Source organism: Enterococcus sp. AAFC-DPL-5182, from assembly GCF_058216605.1.
Map to the genome: position 1 here is coordinate 3,103,914 of NZ_CM177101.1, position 23,448 is coordinate 3,127,361.

The window sequence follows — 23,448 nt, forward strand, 5'->3', positions numbered from 1 at the left end:
TAATTAGTTTCCAGATTTATCTAAACGTGACAATTTACTCAAACGTTCTTCTAACTCACGATAAATCGTCATTACCTCGTTCTTAGATTCTTCTACTTCATTAGAAATATTTTTCGCACGGTTTCCAATATTTAGCATTTCAAGTTCAGCTGAGTTGACCATATGTTTTGCTTCAACTTGCGCTTCACTGATAATACGATTTGCTTCTTTCTTAGCAGAAACCATTACTTCACCGATTTCTTGTTGTGATTTCAATGCTTCTTCTTGTAATGATTGATTTTTCAATAATAGGTCGTTGATTTGTTGTTTAGCTTGTAACAACTCTGCTAATTGATTTCCTGTAGCTTCGCCAGTTGCAGACATGCTGCGCATTGTTTCAAGTTCAGCATTTAAGTTTTCTAGTTCTTCTTCTTTTTCTTTGTAGATACTTCTCAAACCAGCTAATTCAGATTCAAATACATTCTTTTGAATAGAATATTTATCATTTAGCCCTTGGATACGGCCTAGATTTGTTTCTAACTCACTTTTTTCTTTTAGTACTGTTTCTAATTCTTTTTTCAACTCGTCAACGCGGCTGTTATCGACAGAAACATCACTAGTTGTTGCTAAAGTAATTTCTTTGTCTTTTAAGTCTTGGTTTTCTTGTTGTAGGCGGCGCATTTGCTCTTGAAGATCAGCAAGTTTTTGTGTTAATTCTTGATTTTCTTTATCAGTAGTTTGAAGTTTTTCATTCAATGATTCTAATTCCATCTTCACCGTCTCCAATGCTTCTTGTTTTTCTCCGATTGTTCCTCGGGCAGCTAAATCAGCTTGTAATTGTTGTATTTCTTTCTCTTTTTCGAGAATTTGCGTTTCCAAAGCTTTGTCTTTTTCAACAAGCGCTGTCTCAAGATAAGCAATTTGTTCTTGCCCACTGATATTTTCTTTCTTCAATTCTGCAATTTGTGCATTTAAACGATTGATTTCTTCTGAAGAATCAGCAGATTCTGTCGCATCTTCTAATTCAAAAAGTTCTGTTTCTTTTTGGTTAAGTTGTGTGGCTAACTCATCATTCTTTTCTTTTAATAATTCAAGTTCATCTTGATTGCTTTCAACTTTAAGGACTAATTGTTTATTTTGTTGAGATAAACGGAAGTTCTCTTCTTTGTTTTGTTCGAATTCAGCTTCTTGCATTCTATATTCTTCGATCAATTCTCTTAATCGTGTGATCTCTTGCTCTTGTTCAGCTAATAAATTGCTATTATTTGTTGTTATAGGAGCAGGTCGTTGTTCACTTTCCGAATTAAAGTCTACATCTTGTGTTAATTCCTCTTCGGAAACCTCGTTAATTTTCTTAATTAACCGTCTCTTTGCCATGTGTTTTACACCCCATCTTTTATTTCTCTACTCTATTTGTCTAATACTACTTTTTCTAAGTTACTGTCAGTCGATTCTCTTGTATAAACAACCGATTTTTTAGATAGTTTGTTTGTTTTATCTCGATATGTAAAGTTAAAATCAATCATTTTGATTTCTTTTACTGGTTGTAGCTCTTTAATAAAGGTTTCAATATTTTTTTCAGCTGTTTGGAAATCATTAAATGTCAATGCTGTTGGAAAAACTGAGATAGTCAATGTTTCCGTTTTCTGACTGATCATGATTGACACATTTGCTTCTCCAAAAAAGGGCTGCCAATCTCTCAAAAATTGAAGTTCATAGTTATCTAGTGCTTGAGCATCTCTGCTTTCTACGACTTTTTTCCAAGGGAATTCAGTCAATTTTAATGCATTTTCTTTATAGCTCTCAATTTTTGCACCAGAAGCTCCGCCTTTGGCATCCTTAATCTCTTCTATCTTCAATTCTAGATCTTTATTATCTTTTCTTAAAGTATCTTGATTATAAAGTATCCCAAAAAGTATTAAGCAAAAAATAATTGCTGCAATCATCAAAAACAATAGTGATCGATTGTTCTCTTGATACTTATAAAAATTAATCTTGCGTTTCATTTTTGGACTATCAGAATCTAAACTCTCCAGTTGGAATCGAACATATAACTGATAACTGAAAAAAAGAAACAGTATTACTACTAATACGAACATGAAAATTGTCATTAAATATAAACTCCTTTATCCCTTAATAAAAAAACACTAAATATATCTACTTTTTTGAAAGTTATCCACTTTCCACCCAATTATACATAGTTTATTGTAACATTACGTTACGTTATTGCCAACTTTTTTTTATAAACTCTGGCAAAAGTCAATAAAACAACTAGGCTATTCATAAAATTTAGCATTTTTTTATTATTTAAACAAAAGGAAAGGGTTCATATGTGATTAATTTATACTTTCTCGTACTTGGTTTCAGCATTTTTACTAGTAACAACTAAACGATTAAAAATAACAATGTATAAGTAACGAACAATGTAATCCTATTTAGAATTATGTTGTTGCAAACGGTCGTCCTAATGTTAATAAAAACAGGTTAGGTCTTATGTTTTCCATTAAAATATCTGATACTTTAACGATATGTACCAAGATTTTCTTCTTCCAGTTCTGCTTCCAAAATTCCAACGCTAACGCCCAAGGCACGATCAACAGAGTCCATGATTTCTATCCCCAGGTGGCAAACTTTTTCTTTTAAACGTATTTTATCAATAGTACGGATCTGTTCCAATAAAATGACCGAATCGCGTTCAATGCCTGTTTCTTCTGAATTAATTCCTATATGTGTCGGCAGTTTTGGTTTAGCCATCTTTGCTGTGATCGCAGCGACGATGATGGTTGGACTAAAATGATTGCCTAAATTATTTTGTATGACTAGTACTGGACGTACTCCCCCTTGTTCTGATCCTACAACAGGGGATAAGTCTGCAAAATATATGTCACCCCTTTTGACCATTTGAAGCCTCCTATTCTATTTATACTCCCTTGGCATACGTTCAGAAAACGTACATGCTACTTCATAATGAATCGTCTCTAATTTATCTGCGACCATCTGCATTGTGATCTCTTCACCGTGATCGTTTCCAATAAATGTGACTTTTGTTCCGATTGCCGTTTGCTTAGGCAGTCGGATCATACACTGATCCATACAGATTCTTCCAACGATTTCACATTTTTCGCCGTTAACTAGTACTGAAAAACCTTGTAAGCGGCGTAACCATCCATCGGCATAACCAATCGGTACAGTGCCGATCCATTCATTTTCAGTTGTCGTGTAAGTGTTACCGTAGCCAATGCCTTCACCTACGGAAAGTTCTTTCACTTGAATCAACTTGGATACCAAACTCAATGCAGGTTTTAACGGATAAACTTCCGGCAATACTCGCCCAGATGGATTCAACCCATACATAGCTATACCAAAACGAATCATGTTTCCTACATTATCTGGATGCCAAAGAGCAGTTGCACTGTTACTTACGTGCACATATCTCGGCAACTCAAGAAGCACTGATAGTATTGCTTGAAAACGTTGCGTCTGCTTTTCAAAGTAACTTACGTCTTTTTCATCAGCAGTAGAAAAATGGGTAAACAATCCTTCCCAAGCAAGCATTTTCGTTGATGCTATTAATTCCACAGCATGTTTTACTTCTTTCGGCGTAATAAATCCAATGCGTCCCATACCTGTATCAACTTTTATATGTATTTTCAGTGGTATTTGTGTCCCTATATGGTTCAGTTGTTCAATTGCTTGTTCCAGCCATTCTTGAGTTGCTACTGTAACAGATAAATCGTACTTTAGCAGCAATTCTATGTAAGAAACATCCACGACACTTAAAATGAGGATTGGCTCTGTTATGCCGGCTTCCCGTAGCTCTATGGCTTCATCTAAGATTGCTACACAAAATCCCGTAGCGCCTCCTTCAATAGCCGCTTTAGCCGTTTGAACAGCTCCATGTCCATAACCGTTTGCTTTAACGACCGCAAATAATTCCGTCCCTTGCGGCATTCGCTTTACTTCATTGCAAACATTCTCTTTAATTGCCTGTGTATCGATTACTAGTTTTGTGGGACGATGCCATCCTACAGCCATATGTGTCCTTCTTTCTTTTACAGTCGAATCAAACTATTCAAGTGATTTATTTCAAATTGGAAAAAATCAAGTGATGTCTAATCAAAAGCTTTGGTCTCGACCGTTATTCAAATTTTGTAGTTAAACAATTCCTCTTTTAAACTGTTTCCAGAATAATTTGAGCAACTGCATAGGTGTCTGTATGTGAAATCGACACAAATACATTTCCTTCATGAGGTGATTTTGTAACCTTAGGAGCACCATTATCTTCTTTTAAAATTTCAACATCACGTAAGCCTAAACTTCCGATCCCTGTCCCCCATGCTTTAGAAAAAGCCTCTTTACACGCAAAACGCCCCGCTAAAAATTCTACTTGTCGTTTGTGTGGTAATTTTTGAAAAAGTGCATATTCATCGTCAGTAAGAACTCGTTGTATAAAAGAAGATTTATTTCCGATAATTTTTTCGATTCTTGAAAGTTCTACCATGTCTATACCAATTCCTCTTATCATTCTTTCAAGCCCTCTTTTTTTATTTTATAAATTACTCTTATTCTATCAAATTTTAGCAATTTTTCCACATAATAATGTAAAAATTAATAAAAAGCTAGAACAGCTCGTCTAGCTTCGGCAAAAAACTCAATAAATAGGTGATTATAGTACTACTTTTTGAGTTAAATCCTAATTATATTACTATAACTTGAAAAGACTAACGCGATTTGATTCAATAAAAGAGGATGAAACAAAGCTTTTATGCCTTGTCTCACCCTCCCGAAATCCAATTAGTGATGAGATAGAAACAACTAAATTCTTATTTCTCTCTATTATGGATTCATTAATTTGAGTTATCTCTAATAACAAAGCTGCGTTTTTTATCGTTATGACGTTTTGCTGAACGATTATCTTTGCTCTTATTATAGCCGCCATTTCCAGTGCTGCCAGCCCCTTTGTTATTCTTATTGCCACGATAGCCGCCGCCACCGTTTTTATTGCGATTACGGCTGTTTCCGCCGCCACCGCCGCGATTGTTTTTGTTGAAGCCTTTTTTAGTTGATGGTAATGGACGTTCTGGTGTAATTTTAACTGGAACAGCATCTGATGGATCTTTAGAAATAGTTTTTAACAACAATGCTGCTAAGTCTTCAGCAGAATATTTTTCTAAAAGATTCTCAGCAGAAGGCAAGTAATTTTCTAGACCATTTTCTGCTAATTTTTCTTCAACAGTTTCGATTGCTGCACCTAATTGTCCTTTGAACGCTTCTTTTTCACTTGGTGGACGTAGTGGTGTCATACGTTTTTTAGTTAGCTCTTCGATGACATGTAAATAGCCCATTTCGTTTGGTGTAACAAAAGTCACAGACATTCCGCCTTTACCAGCACGGCCAGTACGACCAATACGGTGAACGTAGCTTTCTGGATCTTGCGGGATATCATAGTTGTAGACATGTGTTACGCCAGAGATATCTAAACCACGGGCTGCAACGTCTGTTGCAACTAAAATATCTAAATTACCATTTTTAAATGAACGTAAAACGCTCATACGTTTTTGCTGTGACAAGTCTCCATGAATTCCTTCAGCTTTATAACCACGAGCCTCTAAACCACGGGCTAACTCATCTACACGACGTTTCGTACGACCAAAAACAATTGTTAATTCTGGCGTTTGAACATCTAGTAAACGCGTCATGATATCGAATTTCTCGAAATCTTTTGAACGCACATAGTATTGATCGATCAAATCAGCAGTCATTTCTTTCGCTTTGATTTTCACGTGTTCTGGGTCTTTCATGAATTTCACGCCGATATTTTTGATTGCTGGCGGCATTGTTGCTGAGAATAATAGTGTTTGACGAACTGATGGAATTTTAGAAATGATTTTTTCGATATCTTCTAAGAATCCCATGTTCAACATTTCATCTGCTTCATCTAAAACTAACGTTTCGATCGTATCTAGTTTTAAAGTGCGACGATTGATGTGGTCTAATAAACGTCCAGGTGTTCCTACAACGATATGCGGATTTTCTTTAAGTCCACGAATTTGGCGACCGATGTCTGCTCCACCGTATACTGCTTGTACACGAATTTTTTTGTCGCGACCTAAACGGTATAACTCTTCTTGTGTTTGGATTGCTAATTCACGAGTTGGTGCAATCACGATTCCTTGTAATACACGGTTTGACGTGTCGATTTTTTGCAACATTGGAAGACCAAAAGCCGCTGTTTTACCAGTTCCTGTTTGAGCTTGTCCAATAACGTCTTTTCCTTGTAATGCTAGAGGGATTGTTTCCTCCTGAATCGGTGTTGCTTCTTCAAATCCTGAGCGTTCGATTGCTGCCAATAAATCTGGTTCTAAGCCAAGTTCTTTAAATTTCAAATGATATCCTCCTAATAATGTTTGTTGCAGAAGAACTAAATTCTTCTAAAAATGGTGTTACAGGTGATTTGACTTTCACTAATTTCGAAAATGTTGATGGCGTCTATAAACCTTCTACATAGGTTTCATTTATTTTCTGATTAGTGTTACCGAAAAATCCACCTTATGAAGCTACAGGCACTAGAAAAGCCAAACGAGTTCGTTCAGCTTTTTTAATCTTTATATGATAGAAAAGTATCTTCAATAGGTACTTTCGTTTTATCTACTTCGATCTTTCGGCAATAGGTTATTTTAGCATAGTTTTACATTTTCAGCAAGTTTTATGAAAGCTTGCTAAATTTCGAGAAGTTTCGTCACTACTTCATTTAACCCCATCCCATTACTTGCTTTTAAAACAACCATGTCCTCTGGTTCAAGTATGGATTTTACTGTTTTGATCAAGGCTTCCTTTTCCTCTTTTTTAAAGTAATGGATTTGTTTTTCCTGATATTTACTTGTAAGTATCTTATACAAAGCATGCATTTCAGTTCCATAGAGAACAACTTCTGCGATTTCTGTTGAATTTAAGTGTTCATTAACCGAAGCATGCATGTTGGCAGAGTCAGGTCCCAACTCAAGCATATCCCCTAAAACAGCCACTCGTTTTCCTTGCGTGGGCATCTGGCTAAAACTATCCAGTACCAAGTTCATCGCCGTTGGATTTGCATTGTACACATCACTTAGAATCTCAATGCCAGTACTGCTTTTTAACCATTCTGTCCGATTTTTGGTTAATTGAAAATCTGCTAACCCAGCTTGGATTTTTTCTTCTGACACCTCAAACCATTTACCAATGGTAATCGCGATCAAGGCATTACCGACATTATATTTTCCGGGAACAGGAATAGTGAATAACGTGCTTGAGCCCTTGATTTTGAACGTTGTATATTCTTTTTGCACTTCTATGATCTCGGCTTGGCAATCCGCTTTTTCTAACCCAAATGTGTTGACCGTTTGCGGCAATTTTTTAATTAACGGCATTAATAAAGGTTCATCTGCTGGAATGATCAACAAACCGTTAGCAATCAGCCCTGCCGTAATTTCCATTTTTGCCTTAGCAATCCCTGCTCTTGAACCAAGATTTTCAATATGCGCCTCACCGATCATCGTAATCGCAGCAACATCAGGATGAGCTAATCTTGATAGAAAATCAATTTCATTTGCATGATCCATGCCCATTTCTAAAATTAGTTTTTCTGTTTCATCAGGCATATGTAAAATAGTATAGGGCAAACCGATATCGTTATTATAATTGCCTTGTGTTTTATATGTCTTGAATTGTTGGGCTAACACAGCTTCTGTCATATCTTTTGTAGTTGTTTTCCCATTGCTTCCTGTAATCGCAATGACAGTTGGTGTCATTTTTTTCAAATAATATACAGCTAAATCCTGCATAGCACTTAAAGTATCTACAACTTGTAAAACTGGCAGATCATCAGGAGCCTTCTCCACTGAACTCCAAAATGCCGCACCTGCACCATTTTCTACCGCACTTTGAATAAACGAATGTCCATCATTTTCACCTTTTAGCGGCACAAATAGATTGTTTTTTTGAATCAAACGACTATCAAATTCAAGCCCAGTTAAATCAAAATCGGGCCATTGTTTCCAATTATTGGTTGCTTTGGTTGCTTGAGCAGCTTCCCAAAAAGTTAATTTCATTGTATTTCCTCCTCCTTCTAATTGTCTATTCGATCTCGATTTCACTCTTCATACACACAATTTCATATGCATAACTATAAAAGGGCTGAGACAAAACGTCCAACGTTTTATCCCCTCCCTCTCATCATTTATCTTTCAAAAAAACTTTGTCTTTGTTTAAAGCGATTTAGCCCTAACTGAATCAGTTCTTCAATCAAATCGCTATACTTCAAGCCCATGTTTTCCCATAGTAATGGATACATACTGAACTGGGTGAAACCTGGCATCGTATTCAGTTCATTCAAGAATAATTCATTCTTACTTGTTAAAAAGAAATCACAACGGCTAAGACCACTTCCGTCTAATAATGTATAGGCTTTTTTAGCATATTCTTGTGCTTTTTGGTGAACTTCATCAGGGACTTCAGCTGGAATCTGCATTGTAATTTGATTGTCGATATATTTTGAATTGTAATCATAAAATTCAACATCTTTTACGATCTCACCAGGTTGTGTCGTCCGCACATCTTCATTTCCTAAAACCGCCACTTCGATCTCACGTGCTTCGATTCCTTGTTCAACGATTGCTCGAGAATCATAACGATACGCTTCTTCCAAAGCATTTTGTAATTCTTCACGATTTTCCGCTTTACTGATCCCAACACTTGAACCCATGTTCGCCGGTTTGACAAATACTGGATAAATCAATGAACCTTCGCATTGTTCAAAGACTTTCTTTGGGTTTTCTTTCCAATTGTTTTTCAAAACTGGAACATACGGTACTTGAGGGATGCCTGCTGTTTGAAGCAAGTATTTGGTCATGATTTTATCCATTGCATTCGCACTAGCTAAGACGCCAGCTCCCACATATGGCATTCCGATCGTTTCTAAAAAGCCTTGGATTGTTCCATCTTCACCATTTGGTCCATGTAATACAGGGAAAACAATCGTATCTTCTTCTTGAATATCACAAGGTCGAATCACTTTACCTGTAAATTCGCCCCATTTATCTATTTCCCCATCATCAGACCAAGTCAGATTAAGAACCTCTTTGCTTTCCGGCTTTTCTGACAAGAGCGGTCCTTTCACCCATTGACCTTCTTTGCTAATAAAAACCAGTTGAACTTGATAGTAATTATAATAGATCGCATTTAAAACGGAATAGGCAGACAATATCGAAACATCATGTTCTTCACTTCTCCCACCATATAGCAAAGTAATCTTCAAATGCTTTTCCTCCTAATTTTTAAAGCTGAAAGAGCTTATGTACCCTTGATAAAGCCATCAAAAAATTGACTAATATGGTTTTATCCTTTCCTTGAATGGCTAACTCTTAAAGCTCAATAATTTTTAAATTGTTGTTCTCAACAAAGAAACTCAAAATAGCTCCTTCATATTTTAGCATAAAAGCGTTAGTCCGAATAGAAACAAATCATTAAATCGAGGATTTTTTTAGCTGAGATGTTTTTTTTAATAAAAATAATCCTTTCATTTACTTAAATTTGAATAAAAAATAAGGCATTCCGTTAAGTCTACCTTATTTTCAGCGTTCATTCTCTTTTTTTGCTTCTAGCACTTCAATCAATTTTTCTTTAAATATTTCACGATTTTCAGCGGTGAAAGCTTTAGGTCCCTTTGTATGACCACCACTTTTACGAACTTTTGCACTAAAATAACGTTGCTCCAATAAGCCATCGATAGTTGCCGCTGTATACTGATACCCCAGCTGATGAAGTACACACGCGCCCTTAGGCAAAACCAATGAAGCTAGCCCATAATCTTGTGTTACTAACAGATCATCACTTTTGATTAGTTGAACAATCTTATAATCAGCTGCATCAGCTCCCTTATCAACATAAACAAAAGAAACATTTTTAGGATACTCTTTCAAAGAATAATGATCAATACTTGTTACGATCACAACCTCAAGAGAATAAACTAGTGCAACTTCAATTGTCGCATCTTTTACCGGTGAACCGTCACCATCAATAAAAATTTTCATAATCGTTCCCTTTCAGCTGACTACTAATTCAAATACCAAGCAGGATGTCGTTTGAGGAAAGTAGAAACTTCAGTAAATACAGCTTCTTTCACAATTTTATACAGCTCAGGATTTCTAATTTTCTTTTTGACTGCGCCAGTGTATCTTGGTCGTTTTACCCTGATTGATAGGACAACATCAAAGCGCTCAGAAAAATTATCTATTGTTAAATACTTCAAACGATTCGTTTCCTCTAAAAACTGATTGATGGCATCTACTGTCCCTTGAACAAAACCATCAAGATGCGTTCCTCCATCAGAAGGCAAATGACCATTAACAAAACTGTCCTTAATACTAGTCGAACCGTTTTTTGAGATGACTGCTTGGATCGTCACACCTTCACTGATCGTGTTGATGATCAATGGCTGACCGCTTCGCGTGATGCTATCATCTTTTTGAAAAATATAATCAACTAGCCCTTGCTCATAATGAAAATAATTTTTTTGTTTTTTCCCATCAGTCAGCAAAATCGTCAGACCACTATTTAACATCGCTAATTCTTGGCAACGATTAAATAAAATAAAATAGGATAATGCTTTATTGCCGAATAACGTTTCATCGGGTGTAAATGCCAACTCGATTCTTTGTCCTTCATCTTCTGAAGGGATCAATGCCTTTTTATTTAATTGTCCGTTTTGATAGATTTGAATTGTCCGTTTTCCTGATTTTTCCACACCAAAACCTAATTGTTCTGACAAAGCATTGACGATCGAAAGAAAAAGATAAGGCGGCGTATATTGTTCTTCTGGCATTTTATCTAAAAATAAACCTTTTTTACTGAAAAAAGAAAAAATAAATTGTTTCTCTGAAAGCTCGATTGAAAGTTCTGTCTGCTTTAGATCAACTGCCAATTGCAACAAATGATCAAGCACTTGCAATACCATGCTTTCCAAGCCCGTCGGACCAATCCCGCCAATGTACATACCTGGTCGTTTTCGAATACTATCTTTCAAAACATCATCGTCTAGTGCTTTCCAAATATTTTCATCGGTCATGTCGATCTCCTCCTGTAAACAGACTTTTCTTTATAATAAATAAAATAATAGCTACACTTCCTAAGCATACCAATTTATCTTCGTCACGTAAATGGTTTCGCTAAATTCCCTACTTCTACTTATTATAATGAAAAAAAGAGTAGAACGAAAGTAGTATAAATGCATTTACACTATTTCATGCTACTCTTTCCTTTAACGGATCAAATCTACTGTTGGCTGCTCCATGATATGTCTAACTTGTTTGCGCGTCGTTAGTGGTATATCCCCTTGAATCGTATGAGCTAAAACACCGTTAGCCGTTGCAAACTCTACTATTTCCAATAATGACCACTCTTCAATTACGCCAAGTAAAACACCTGCAGCATATGCATCACCCGCACCGATTCGATCTAGATTAATAATCTCACGTGGCGCAGCTTGAACATAGTTTTTTGAATCAAATAAAAAACCGCTTAAATAATGTTTATCTCCTTTACCTTGACGAACGGTTCCTGCAAAGTGTGTAATTTTGTACTCTAACATAAATCGCTGAACTAACTCTTCAAATTGTTTAGAAGAATCCAATGATTCATCCAATTTCATCCCTAATAAGTCGGTTAAATCACGTTGGCTGCCAAAAACTAAATCACAATACGGTAATATTTTTTCATATTGTTCCTTCATAAATGCCACACCATGATCCGTGTTTAAACTAGGACGAAAATTAAAATCAAAACAAACTTTTTTTCCAGAATTACTCGCCTTTTTTGCTAATGTAAAAGCTGCATCGCGCGTTTCTTCCGTCAAACTTAATGAAATCCCGCAAATATGAACCAAGTCTGTTTCTTCTAAAAATGCATCAAACTCATAACTAGATGCATTACTCACACCAAAAGAACTACTTCGACGATTTTGATAAGTAACTTGTGTAGGTCTTGGTCCAAATCCCATTTCAGCAAAATAAGAGCCTATATGATCCCCAGAAGAACCTATCCAACGATCTTGAATACCTAATTGACGAACACTTGCTTTTGCTGCTTCGCCCAAACGATTATCTGGAAGATTTGTCAATAAGCTTGTTTGACAGCCAAAATGAGCGAGATTACTTAAAATATTGACTCCTGTACCTGTAAAATCTAAACGTAAATCCTTAGTTTGTTCCAACATCAGATATTCTGGTGGTGTCAAACGCATCATTATTTCACCAAACGCTGCAATTCTCATCTCGATCCCTGCCTATTTCCTATTTTTCTGTCAGCCCTGAACAAGCTCATTCAGCTTTTAGTTTATCTAGCTTCATGAGTTAGTGCTTCGGGAAAAAGATGAAAGTGGGCCGTGACATAATACGCCACAGTCAACTTTCCCTATTTTTCTGTCAGCTCTGAACGAGCTCATTCAGCTTTTAGTTGTTCAACGTATTTTTAATCATACCTAGTAATGTTTTCACATCTTCTGGTCTTGTATCGCCTGTTTCTGAGTCGATGATCGAGCTGTATACGTGAGGAATGATCTTTTTCACGCCTGCGTCCACTGCGATTTGTACGATTTCTTCAAAGTTTTCTAAATCGATGCCCCCTGTTGGTTCTAGGTAGAAATCATATTTTGCACAGGCCTCTGCAACTGCTTTGTATTCTTCGATATGTGCTAATCCTTTCATTGGGAAGAATTTGATGGAGCTGCCGCCCATATCTTGTAATAAACGAATCGCTGTTTCGATCGTTACTTCACCTGCTGGTGTTTGGGAACTTAAGGGACCTGTGGCGATATTGACGATGCCGACTTTGCCTGTTGGTGAGACTAAGCCATTAACGATCGTGTCATTTTGACCTAATAAAGCACGAGATGTCCCAACGCCTGTGAAGACTTGGTTGACGTGTTGCGGTTGTAGTTCTTTTGAGATTCTTGACACCATTTGGCTTTGGTTTGGATCCCCTGCGCCTAAGCCGACTGATAATGCGTTATTAGTTTCTGCGGCGTATTTTTTCATGTCTTCGATTGCGGCTTCATCGGTTGGGTAGTTTTTAGATAAAACACCTAAAACGATATGCCCTTCGGCAGCTTCGTAACAGTCTTTTGCGTTTTCTACTGAGTTGGCTAAAACGTTTAGGCAAATACGGTCTTCTAAATAGTTTGGTGTTAATGTCATGGTTGATTCACTCCTGTTTAGTAGTTTTTTAATTCATGATTTCGCTTAAACGAGTCACGATTTTATTCATTTCTTCTTCATTGACAGAACGGATATCGAATTCGATGATTCCGTTGTTAGCTTGGTATTCTCGGGTATAAATAGCGGGACTTTCAGCTTTTAATTCTTGGATGACTGCTTTGGCTGATTTCGCTCCACTGACTTTGATACTGGCACGGTAAATATCTCTACCAGCTCCATCTTGAACGACTTTGGCTTCGATATTTGTGATAGTATTTAGTCCCTCAATAAATGGGGCTAAGCGTGCTTGCATAGAAGCCCCTGCTTCACTGCCGTTTTTCACATAATCTTCTACTGCTTGAGTAAAGCCTAAGATATTATCTTTACCGATTTTCATTGCGCGGCCGACGCCTTTTCCTTGTAGGCGGATCCATTCGATATAGGCTTTTTTGCCGATCACAAGTCCGGCACTTGGGCCTTCGATGGCTTTGGCTCCACTGTAGATCACAAGATCTGCGCCTGCTTCGATGTATTTGAATAAGTCTTCTTCCGCTGCGGCATCAACGATCAACGGCAAGTTGTTCGCTTTGGCCACGGTTGCGGCTTCTTCCACACTTAACATACTTTTTTGAACAGTATGGTGGCTCTTGATGTAGAGAATCGCGGCTGTTTGGTCTGTGATCATCATTTCAATGTGTTCAGGTGAACACATATTGGCATAGCCTGCTTCCACCACTCGTCCCCCACCTTGTTCGACCATCACTTCAACAGGCGTGCCGTAATCGACGTTATGCCCTTTAGGTAAGATGATTTCACGTTTGGTGATTTTATCTGTGTATGGATGGTAAGCGTGATAAGCTGAACCTTCACCGATCAAGCCTGCCACACTTTGGGCGATGCCAGCAGATGCGGATGAAACGACTTGCGCATCTTCGACAGTCAATAATTTAGCTAGGTAAGCGCCTGTTTGAATGCTTAACTCACTCATCTCAAAGAAATGTTCCCCACCAAATTTTTGCGCGGCTAAGACATTCTCTGAAACTTTCGATACGCCTAAGATCGTCATTTTCCCTGAGGCATTGATGACTTCTTTTAGATTGAATTTTTCATAACTAATTGTCATAAACTGTTCCTCCAATAATGGTTTTTACAGGTTTGATCAATTCTTTTGCTTCTCTGGTAAATCCGTTTGAATCAGTCAATGTCTTTTGGCCTGCTTCAATCGTAAAAATTGTGATATCTCCGTCATAACCTTCTTTTAAATGACCTTTTGTCTCAAAACGGAAGTTTTCAGCAGGTGCTGCGGTCACTTTTTCAATAATTTCAGGCCACTCATAGCCAACCACACGTAATTTTTCCATCGTAGTGGCTAAATCATGAACTGGACCTTTTTCACGATTACGGATGTAAATATCTGTACTGATCGAAGTTGCTTTCATACCTTCTGCTAAAGCTGTTTCAGCAACATGGAAATTAAAACTATCCGTCCCATGACCAATATCAAATACAACACCTTTATTATAGGCAGCCCAAGCAAAATCTTTAACTTTATTTGTTGACTGATCTAAAATACCATTGGGTTTTCCATTAAAGCAATGGGTCAACACATCCCCTTTTGTCATATGAGCTAGTATCTCGTTTAGCTCTGGAGGAGCTGATCCAATATGCACCATAAGCGGCAGGTCATTGTTTTCCTTTTGAATCTTCTTCGCCATCTCTAAAGGAGTGATCCCATTGTCACCGATCACTGTTTTACTCATACGCGCTTTGATCCCTACAACAAAATCAGGCAATTCAGTCAACGCCTTATGAACGAGCTCTTCTTTTACCTTACTAAGATCTGCCAGTTCATCTTGCTCAACAATGCCCCATTTCGAAATATTCACTAACGCATAGACATTAGTTTTTGCTTGTTTGGCTAGGTCATAAAATTCATGGATATTTTCAGCGCCTGTTGTACCTGCATCGATTACTGTTGTTACGCCTTTTTTCACACCAATTTCATCTGGAAAATCATAATACAAAGTCATCTTTTCAAAACAGTGAACATGATCATCGATCCAACCAGCTGATAGATAGGTATCAGCTGATAGTTCGATCAATTCTTTCCCATCTGCTTCGATTTTATCCGCAACTTTTGCGATTTTCCCAGCATTTATTGCTATTTCTATTGGTTTACCTTCAATTGTTCTCCCATTTTTTATAATTAAGTCGTAACTCATTTTATCCCCTACTTTTCTTTAAATCTAAATTTTGTCCAGGGTTTTACAAAATCCAACAACAACAATTCTTTCTCTGTTATTTGACCTACCTTGTTTTTACGGTCGTCTGAATGCGGCTGTAAAACAATTTGCAGCTCATTTTTGTATTTCCCAAATGCATCGTTGCCGATCACAACATCTCCGACTTGAAATTCTTGTGTATTGTCATGAGCAGGATTGGCATCATTTTTGTATTTTTTACGAACTTCGGTTGAACGAACTACTTGATCAGTGATATCTCCGCGACGGAAGTGTTGTTCCGTCAACACGATTTCTTTTTCAAGCTCGCTTGCCTGTTCAGTAAATTCAACTGCTAATTCTAATTGATAGCGATTTAAACTGCCTAACAATTCTAACTCTTCATCAGATGCATAGGCATTGCCAATAATCACATCATCGATCAAACCCGTTGCAAATAGATGTTTTGTTTGGACATCTACTGGTAAATGGCGGTGCATTTCAAGTGTTGGTAAGCCATCATTAACATCCCAAGGACCGATTTTACCCGCTTGTGAATTGATAAATGCTGCTGTCCGAATTCCATGTTTTTTAAAACGCACACTACACCGCTCAAAGAAATCGTAAGGCAAAGCAGTCCCTTCTTGCGGATAAAAATTGTGACACCCATAAAGAAACGGAACATTTGCTTCATAAGTTAAAATATTATCCAGATATGCTACATCGTTACTCATATTTAATTCAATGGCTAACTCGAATGGATTAAATGTTAGCTTCGCTTCTTTGTTTCCGTCAAAGCCTGCATCTAAACGGATACCGTCTGCTCCAGTTTCATAAAAGAATGTTAAATCATCATATGAAATTTGTAACTCATCAAAAATGTTTGGTGCCACATCTAAAATCGTTTCATAACCTAAGCCCTTTGCATAAGAAATCAATGATTTAAATTTTTCCTTTACGACTTCTTTGCCTTCTGTTACTTCTAACATACTCATAAAGATCCGTGAAAATCCACATTCACTGGCTTTTTTTAAATAAGCTTTATCTTTTTCTATATCACTATGATCTGGATAAACAGATACACCTAATGCTCTTTTCATTTCTTTTACCCTCGCTTTATATGGTCGAATTTATTACGATATTTCCAAGAAAGGACTGAACTACAAAAAATAGTGACGGTTCCTACTACAACTATTGGTTGCTTGACTAAAATTCCTACCACAATCGCTATGAAAATCAAACCAATTGAAGCAACACATAGATGCAGTAGTCTTAAATCCGTAAATTTTTCAGGCAGCCATTTTCTTTCAATCATTACTTGACTAAAAATAAAAAATACGATGAACCAAATTATCATAACCTTCATCACCAAAGAGGGCAGTAAAGCTACTCCCCTCCCTCTCTATCTCAATTAAGCAGCTGCTTTTGCTTTTTGTTCTGCTGCCAACTCTTCTGCTTCTTTGTCTAATTGTTGTTTTTCATATACTTTGAAGAACGGGTAGTAAATCGCCAAAGTAATCGCGAAATTGACACAGACAAGCAGTGCTGCTGGAACGCTCCAGTTTGTACTCATCCAAGCAGCAATCGGCGCAGGTATTGCAAATGGTAAACGCGCTGCCATCATTGGAATCACATTGGTCACTGTTAGAAAATATGAAAATGTTGTCGTGATCAGTGGTGCCACGATAAATGGAATTCCCAAAATCGGATTCATCACGATCGGTGTACCAAAAATCACAGGTTCATTAATATTGAATAATCCTGGCAAGAAGGACAAACGTCCTAAACTTTTCAAGTATGTTGATTTAGAAAACATCATTAAAACGACTAACGCTAAAGTAGTACCGGCTCCACCGATCCAAATAAACCATTGTAAAAATTGTTCAGTGAAAATATTCGGTAAATTATGAACTGAGGCACCTTCTTGAAAAGCAAGTGTATTCTCAGCAATCGACATATCCCAAAACGGTCTGATCACAGGTCCCATGATTGCTGGTCCGTGAATCCCTAAAACCCAGAAGAAACAAATCAAGAAGACTGTAAGTAATCCACCAAATAAGCTATTCCCAGCTAAGGTATCTTTCAAAGGCATTAGTAATGTACTTAAAAATCCATTTAAATCAAAACCGATAACGTGACGAATCACCCAAAATAGTAATAAAATCACCGCTCCAGGAATCAACGCAATAAATGAGTTAGACACTTCTGGTGGAACACCATCAGGCATTTTTATCGTAATGTCCTTTTGAATAAAGAAACGATAAATTTCTACCGAAACAAGCGCTGTAACGATCGCGCCAAACAATGAAGCAGAACCGATATTGGCTAAATTAATATAACGCCCTGCACCAATAACATCTTTCACGTCTTCAAAAACACGTGTTGGAGGTGCTGCTGTGACTAAAAAGGCCATCACTGCTAAAATCCCGCACGTTAAGGAATCCAACTTGTAACTCGTCGCTAAAGAAGAAGCAATACCAAATGTTGCATAAAGAGCTAAGATCCCCATTGTATAACGTGACGGAATATCCAAAACTGCTTGATACGGTTCAATAAATTTCATATACGCATCAATTGGAATATTCTGAAATACTGTAAAAAAGGCACCTACGATCGTCAAAGGCATCGTTGCGATAAGTCCTTTTCTGATCGCTGTCATATGCCGCTGCGAACCAAATTTATTCGCAACCGGCATCAATTTTACTTCCATCCACTGCACAAAACCATTCATTTCTTTTGTCCCCCGTTCAAAATAGTAGTATGAATAAAAAATCAACTTATTTCTCATTCATAATAACATGGTAACATTATAATGTAAACGGTTTTCAAAAGAAAAGTGCAACTTTAATCGATCTTAACTAGGTAAATCAACCGGGAATATTGCACCAAAGATCATTGCGCCTAAAATAGCGCCACCAGCGATAGGTTTTTTCCAGACATAGAAAATCACAGCACCGATAATTGAACCAATACCGATTGGGGCAGAGGCTCCACATGCACTAATAATGATCAGAGGTCCTAAGAAACGACCAGAAGCATTCCCTGCTCCCATCATAACATCTGCCCCAAAAGTAGAATTCGACTGATTGATCGTAAACTTACGGATCATAATAATAATTCCACCAATGATCAGACCGAGGATCATTCCAGTTAATAAAGACAGTCCAAAGTTTTCAACTGGCGCTGTAATCCCCATACTTAATAAAATCGCAGGAACTCCAATTCCAACACCCGTTAAAATCGCACCACCAATATCCAAAATTCCAACAAGTGAACCTTCTAAAATACGGGCGAATAAGAAACTTGCTCCAAAAGCTGCTGCTGCACCATATGAACCACCGTCCATGCCAGCTTTCAACATTGCAACAATTGCCACTTCATTAAACGCTCCCACGCCATGCTCAATATACATATGCGTTCCCGCAAAGACACCGGCGGACAACAAACCAACTAAAATCGGAAATGACCAGTCAGCAAACCAAAAATTCTTTTTTTCTAATTCTACTATTTCATCCATTACAGACCCTCACTTTCTATTCAACTATTTACCAATACTGAAAACATCATGCATATTTTGTAACCACCCTGGAATTTGTAATCGGAAGCTTTCGATCATTTGCAAATCAAAGCCACGGAAAAAGGCACTAAAGACAAATAATAGAATAACTGCCGCCATCATACTTTTAGTCACTTTATTCCAGCCGATTTCATCGACACCTTTACCAATTAAAATTCCTAATACAACACCAGGAACGGCATTACCCATGATCATGGTTGCAAGTCCACCAAAAATCGTTGCCCAAAGCCCCGAACGTTTTCCAGCATCGATCGCCGCTAACCAGAATAAAACTGGCATCACTGTGTTGATCAATAAATTAGCTGCGGGTACTAAAACTGCAACAGCGGTTACTTGTAATGACTCTGGAATTGCTGAAGCTGTTGTATTCAAGAAAGCCACGACCAACATCCCTACAATCGCACCTGAGATTCCCATTTTTTTAGGATTATGCATTGTTTCAGCAACATTTTTATTTTTTACTAGTAAAGCCGCAGCGGCCCAGTTTGGAATGACACGGTGATCCACATCTTGTGTAAATGCTCCTGCTCCAACTGTTGATGCCCAAGCATTAAAGAAGAATCCTAGTCCAAATGAAAAATGACTGGCAGCATCTCCTTCACAAGCGTTCATTTCACCTAATGTTCTAAAAGCACCTAACCCTTGTGTACTAGGTGCATGGAACATTCTTGCAGCCCCTGCTCCTGCCGCAAATCCAACTACTCCCCCAATCAATAATGACTTGAGTAAAACGACTAAAACGTCCATTTAATTTGCCTCCTTATGCATTCTTTTTTTCTTTCCAAAAGGAATAGGAAGACCATTTGGATCGGTAACTCTTTTTTCCACAAATGCGACTGTCTCCATTTCGATCAGCGTGATCTCCACTTCAACATCTAACAACACGCGATAATCCACACGTGTACGAGGTAAGAAGAAAAATAAGAAGCGTTCTGTGAATGTTTCTTGCTCTGCTTTGACAATCTGGATATCAAGCGGTTCAATACGAACGATCACATCACTTTTTTCTTTCAACACACGATTATGGATTTGATTCAATGCATTAGCGAACGCCAGATTTTTTTCTTTTCCAATTCCTTCGACTTGAATGATCTGACGTTTCTTCATCGTTACTTTTTCCATTGGATTTTCCTCCCCGTAATTTAAAAGCGTAGTAGGCTTATCCGTCTCAACAAAAAATAGGAAAACATGTTTGTAACACCTTTAGTCACCTTCAGGTATTATCTTTTTCTGAGAGACTAGCCTGTAATACTAGATAATTTCACTGATTAGCCATTCTTTTTCATATAAGCTTCAACGATGCGCTTACCTAATTCTTCTTGATCCATAAAACCAAAACCTAACACTGTTTTGCCATCATTGATAGCTGTCACACCTTCATCGATCGAGCGCATACCATGACGTTCTGGATAACCATATTTTGTAGCAGCTGTTAAGGCCCCTGCGCCACCGCTTCCGCAAAATGAAATCCCTAAATCAGCATTTTCCTGTTGCATCACATCTCCCAAACGCATATCTGCACCCATGCCAGGAACAACAACGGCTTTACCTCCTGCAGCTTCTACTCCTTTTGCAACATTTTGACCTTTACCTAAACGATCTGCGATGACTACTGTTATCATGTATAATTCCTCCAATTTTTTATTTAAAAGTTGATAATGACTGCTTCAACTCTTTTTTCTTACACTTCGTTTTGTCTTGCTGCTTCAAAATGGATCGACAAGACATACATTTCATCTTGCGGCAGATTCCCAATATGCTGAACGACTTTATCGGCAATCATTAATGCTTCTTTAGAAACTTCTTCAAACATCACTGGATCAACACCAGACATTTTTTCATTAGCTTTTGATCGTTTGATCATTTCATTGACATGATTAATCAAAATCGTCCATTGTAATTCTGTTGGTTGAATCGATTGTGTTGCTAGTAATTCACTAATTTTGTCCAGTGATGCTTCTAACTCAACTTTATTCGGACTCTCATCAATTATTTTTTGAGCATCGTCATTTAACTTCATGCATGCTACTCCTCCCTTAGATAATTCAGTAAAGCAGTAATTTCTGCTTGATTCACCATTAAATCATTTTTTGCAAAAATACGTTCGATTTGTTCTACTAATTCCTGCTGAGCTAATAATGTTTCTTTCACAATATTGCCCTCATTTTCATATTGACTGTCAAAAGTGATTCGGTGAACCATCAACATGACATGTAGCAAAAAAGCTTCTCTATATTCTTGCGTCAATTTTTCTGCAAATGTTTTGAGTAACTCTTCATAGATTACATATGTTCGTACGATGATATCCCGACTTTCAGCTTCGATTCCTTGCTTTTCCTTGATTTGCTGACGAGGGATCAAACGAGGAACTTTACCAGATTGAGTATGAGTCAAAATTTTATTGACTTCTTCTTGGATGCTGTGAATATCAGCTGTTGTTGGCAAAGGGTTTACCTTGATAAAAGGCCGATTAACTATTTCAATAGGAAAGATGCTCAAAACCAAGTCTGGATTTTTTTCTTCTATCACTTCCACTGCATTCAGCACCGAAGCAAATCCTGCGATTTCAACATTTGACACTTCTTCTAGAATTTTTTGTTCGATCAAGCTTGTTACACCTAAGCCTGTTGAACAAACGTAGACGATTCGTACCACATTGACTTCATGGAGATTTTTTTCGTAAGCAACTAGAAAGTGTAGCGCAATGTAGGCAATAAACGAATCATTGATCAATAACGCAGAGCCAACAATATCACTTTGACTGGCAATTTGGATAGCTGAAAACAATTGTGGATATTTCGCCTTGATATCATCAACAAAAGGATTATACTCATTAATAAAAAGATGCTTTTTGGTTAAACGCAAAGAGAGATGAGCAAACAAATTCGTAAACAATTGACGATCCCGATAAAAAGGAAAATTGATTTCTTCCGATACATCTTTGATCAACTCTTCTGTCAAGCCAACAATGTCTTGTTGATTGTTAGCTACAAATACATCACTATAAATGTAAAGATACTCATCTGCCAAAAGCGGCAGCTCATAATGATCGAATACTTTTTTCATTAATAAAAAGGGTAATTCCTGTTTTTGTTGAAGTACTTTTTGATTTGTCAGCATTTTATAGCCACCAACCGTATGATGCAATTGCATTCTGGAAGTGGCGATTGCGACACGTAAAGTGATTGACAGAATCTCCGCATAATTAAATTGATCGAATAATGATGGATCCAAAAGTTTCGTCATTTCTTTCAAAGCAACTTGATAAATTTTTTGAAAAATCGTGTTGACCCCAACATGTACTTCCTGCATTTTTTTCTGTTGTCCCGATTGAACAAAATAACTCATGATTTGATACATATCATATTCCGTTATTTCTTTTTGCGTAATGTATTCCATCAACAAACGAATTTTACTTTCTTCTCCGGTGATCGAAAACCCTTGACGGCTTTGACGAATCAATTCAAGACTATAAACTTGAATTAGTTCTTCCACGCGATCTAAGTCACTGACGATTGTGTTGCGGCTCACTTGCAGATCATCCGCTAGCTCTTGTGAGGTTAACGACTTCTCTGCTAAAAGTAAACGAAAAATCAATTGATTTACTCTTAACTCCTGATCAGGATACGTTTCAAACCGCTCAACTTCAATAATTTCATTTTTCAAAGTTAGTCGTTCCGAATCAGGTATCTCTAGCCAAATTCCTTTATTGCGACGTGCTTGTAATACGACATTTTGTTCTTTGAACCAGTCTCGAACGTTTTCCAAATCATATTTGATCGTACGAACACTAACATGAAAGGTTTCAGCCAATTCTTTTGTTGTAACACTGTCTTCTAAATCCAAAAGCAATAACAAAATTTTTATTTCTCTTTTTGATAAGTGCAGTGACATCCTACTCACCAACTTTCTTTCCCTTACACTTGAACTATAGCTTGATTTTTATTGCATAACAACACAAAAAAGTTGCACTTACACAAGTGCAACTTTATTAGTATACTATTTTATTTGGAAAATTTGTAATCCATAAAACGTTATTTTATATAATTTCCTGCACTTATTTTGAGCGAAATAGAAGGGTTTATAGCTTTTTTCCCTTAGTGCAACAAACATTATCTATTATTGAATGCTTTTTGCACCAACAAATGCAATCATTTTTTGTAGTAGTAATATATAACAACATACCAAGATCATCTCTCACTCAAGAAGACCAAGTGGTTGAACCTAAAAAAACTCTATTCGTTTCGTTGCTGCTCCCTTTAAGCCATGCCTTTTTTCTCTTCAAAACAAAAAAGAAGACCGAAGTCTTCTTTTTTGTCGCAGTATTTATAAAATAAATAGATAAAATCTTCTCCACAAAAATATTTATCCGACACGCCTACATCCGGTAGGTATGATTTAACATATGTGCCTCTGCTGTTTTGTCAATCACTAGCCGTCAAAACGG

The 23,448-nt window shown here is 37.2% G+C and carries 23 protein-coding genes; all 23 read right to left on the reverse strand.

Annotation, left to right across the window (positions count from 1 at the left end):
* Positions 1–3: 3 nt before the first annotated feature.
* The 23 genes from AC4BB7_RS14535 to AC4BB7_RS14645 all read right to left on the reverse strand — a co-directional run bounded on the left by AC4BB7_RS14535 (position 4) and on the right by AC4BB7_RS14645 (position 22,895).
* Positions 4–1,356, reverse strand: a complete 1,353-nt coding sequence (locus tag AC4BB7_RS14535) for a coiled-coil domain-containing protein (protein WP_086314186.1) — start codon at positions 1,354–1,356, stop codon at positions 4–6.
* A 32-nt stretch (positions 1,357–1,388) separates the two neighbouring features.
* Positions 1,389–2,090, reverse strand: coding sequence for a hypothetical protein (locus tag AC4BB7_RS14540; protein ID WP_490483503.1), 702 nt, complete (start codon positions 2,088–2,090; stop codon positions 1,389–1,391).
* A 409-nt stretch (positions 2,091–2,499) separates the two neighbouring features.
* Complete coding sequence (locus AC4BB7_RS14545; RefSeq protein WP_010763889.1) at positions 2,500–2,880, reverse strand: type II toxin-antitoxin system PemK/MazF family toxin; 381 nt, start codon at positions 2,878–2,880, stop codon at positions 2,500–2,502.
* Between the two features lie 15 nt (positions 2,881–2,895).
* A complete protein-coding gene (alr, locus tag AC4BB7_RS14550; protein WP_490483504.1) occupies positions 2,896–4,014 on the reverse strand; it encodes an alanine racemase in 1,119 nt (372 codons plus the stop codon).
* 136 nt (positions 4,015–4,150) lie between these two features.
* Positions 4,151–4,504, reverse strand: a complete 354-nt coding sequence (gene acpS, locus AC4BB7_RS14555; protein WP_086314189.1) for a holo-ACP synthase — start codon at positions 4,502–4,504, stop codon at positions 4,151–4,153.
* A 322-nt stretch (positions 4,505–4,826) separates the two neighbouring features.
* Positions 4,827–6,365, reverse strand: coding sequence for a degradosome RNA helicase CshA (gene cshA / locus AC4BB7_RS14560; protein ID WP_490483505.1), 1,539 nt, complete (start codon positions 6,363–6,365; stop codon positions 4,827–4,829).
* 333 nt (positions 6,366–6,698) lie between these two features.
* Positions 6,699–8,066, reverse strand: a complete 1,368-nt coding sequence (locus tag AC4BB7_RS14565) for a UDP-N-acetylmuramoyl-tripeptide--D-alanyl-D-alanine ligase (RefSeq protein ID WP_490483506.1) — start codon at positions 8,064–8,066, stop codon at positions 6,699–6,701.
* Positions 8,067–8,194: 128 nt separating this feature from the next.
* Positions 8,195–9,271, reverse strand: a complete 1,077-nt coding sequence (locus AC4BB7_RS14570) for a D-alanine--D-alanine ligase (RefSeq protein ID WP_086314192.1) — start codon at positions 9,269–9,271, stop codon at positions 8,195–8,197.
* A gap of 316 nt (positions 9,272–9,587) precedes the next feature.
* Positions 9,588–10,046 (reverse strand): YaiI/YqxD family protein, encoded by a 459-nt coding sequence (locus AC4BB7_RS14575; RefSeq protein WP_490483507.1) that lies wholly within the window; start codon positions 10,044–10,046, stop codon positions 9,588–9,590.
* A gap of 23 nt (positions 10,047–10,069) precedes the next feature.
* A complete protein-coding gene (locus tag AC4BB7_RS14580) occupies positions 10,070–11,080 on the reverse strand; it encodes a DNA topoisomerase IV subunit B family protein (protein WP_086314194.1) in 1,011 nt (336 codons plus the stop codon).
* 192 nt (positions 11,081–11,272) lie between these two features.
* Complete coding sequence (locus AC4BB7_RS14585; RefSeq protein WP_490483508.1) at positions 11,273–12,283, reverse strand: sugar kinase; 1,011 nt, start codon at positions 12,281–12,283, stop codon at positions 11,273–11,275.
* A gap of 178 nt (positions 12,284–12,461) precedes the next feature.
* Positions 12,462–13,205, reverse strand: coding sequence for a 2-dehydro-3-deoxy-phosphogluconate aldolase (dagF, locus tag AC4BB7_RS14590; RefSeq protein ID WP_010770858.1), 744 nt, complete (start codon positions 13,203–13,205; stop codon positions 12,462–12,464).
* 28 nt (positions 13,206–13,233) lie between these two features.
* Positions 13,234–14,328, reverse strand: coding sequence for a DgaE family pyridoxal phosphate-dependent ammonia lyase (locus AC4BB7_RS14595; protein WP_490483509.1), 1,095 nt, complete (start codon positions 14,326–14,328; stop codon positions 13,234–13,236).
* Positions 14,318–15,427: an amidohydrolase/deacetylase family metallohydrolase gene (locus tag AC4BB7_RS14600; protein ID WP_490483510.1), complete on the reverse strand. Its 1,110-nt coding sequence runs from the start codon at positions 15,425–15,427 to the stop codon at positions 14,318–14,320. The genes AC4BB7_RS14595 and AC4BB7_RS14600 overlap by 11 nt, the downstream gene beginning before the upstream one ends.
* 8 nt (positions 15,428–15,435) lie before the next feature.
* Complete coding sequence (locus AC4BB7_RS14605; protein ID WP_010771057.1) at positions 15,436–16,524, reverse strand: DUF871 domain-containing protein; 1,089 nt, start codon at positions 16,522–16,524, stop codon at positions 15,436–15,438.
* 5 nt (positions 16,525–16,529) lie between these two features.
* Positions 16,530–16,781: a hypothetical protein gene (locus tag AC4BB7_RS14610; protein WP_490483511.1), complete on the reverse strand. Its 252-nt coding sequence runs from the start codon at positions 16,779–16,781 to the stop codon at positions 16,530–16,532.
* 54 nt (positions 16,782–16,835) lie between these two features.
* Positions 16,836–18,155: a PTS sugar transporter subunit IIC gene (locus AC4BB7_RS14615; RefSeq protein WP_010771056.1), complete on the reverse strand. Its 1,320-nt coding sequence runs from the start codon at positions 18,153–18,155 to the stop codon at positions 16,836–16,838.
* 123 nt (positions 18,156–18,278) lie between these two features.
* A complete protein-coding gene (locus AC4BB7_RS14620) occupies positions 18,279–18,941 on the reverse strand; it encodes a DUF4310 family protein (protein WP_086314199.1) in 663 nt (220 codons plus the stop codon).
* A 24-nt stretch (positions 18,942–18,965) separates the two neighbouring features.
* A complete protein-coding gene (locus AC4BB7_RS14625; protein WP_086314200.1) occupies positions 18,966–19,748 on the reverse strand; it encodes a DUF4311 domain-containing protein in 783 nt (260 codons plus the stop codon).
* Positions 19,749–20,123, reverse strand: coding sequence for a DUF4312 family protein (locus AC4BB7_RS14630; RefSeq protein WP_490483512.1), 375 nt, complete (start codon positions 20,121–20,123; stop codon positions 19,749–19,751).
* Between the two features lie 146 nt (positions 20,124–20,269).
* Complete coding sequence (locus tag AC4BB7_RS14635; RefSeq protein WP_010771052.1) at positions 20,270–20,623, reverse strand: glycine-rich SFCGS family protein; 354 nt, start codon at positions 20,621–20,623, stop codon at positions 20,270–20,272.
* A 59-nt stretch (positions 20,624–20,682) separates the two neighbouring features.
* On the reverse strand, positions 20,683–21,021 hold the full coding sequence (locus AC4BB7_RS14640) for a PRD domain-containing protein (protein WP_490483513.1): 339 nt from the start codon (positions 21,019–21,021) through the stop codon (positions 20,683–20,685).
* 5 nt (positions 21,022–21,026) lie between these two features.
* Positions 21,027–22,895: a BglG family transcription antiterminator gene (locus AC4BB7_RS14645; RefSeq protein ID WP_490483514.1), complete on the reverse strand. Its 1,869-nt coding sequence runs from the start codon at positions 22,893–22,895 to the stop codon at positions 21,027–21,029.
* Between the last annotated feature and the right edge of the window lie 553 nt (positions 22,896–23,448).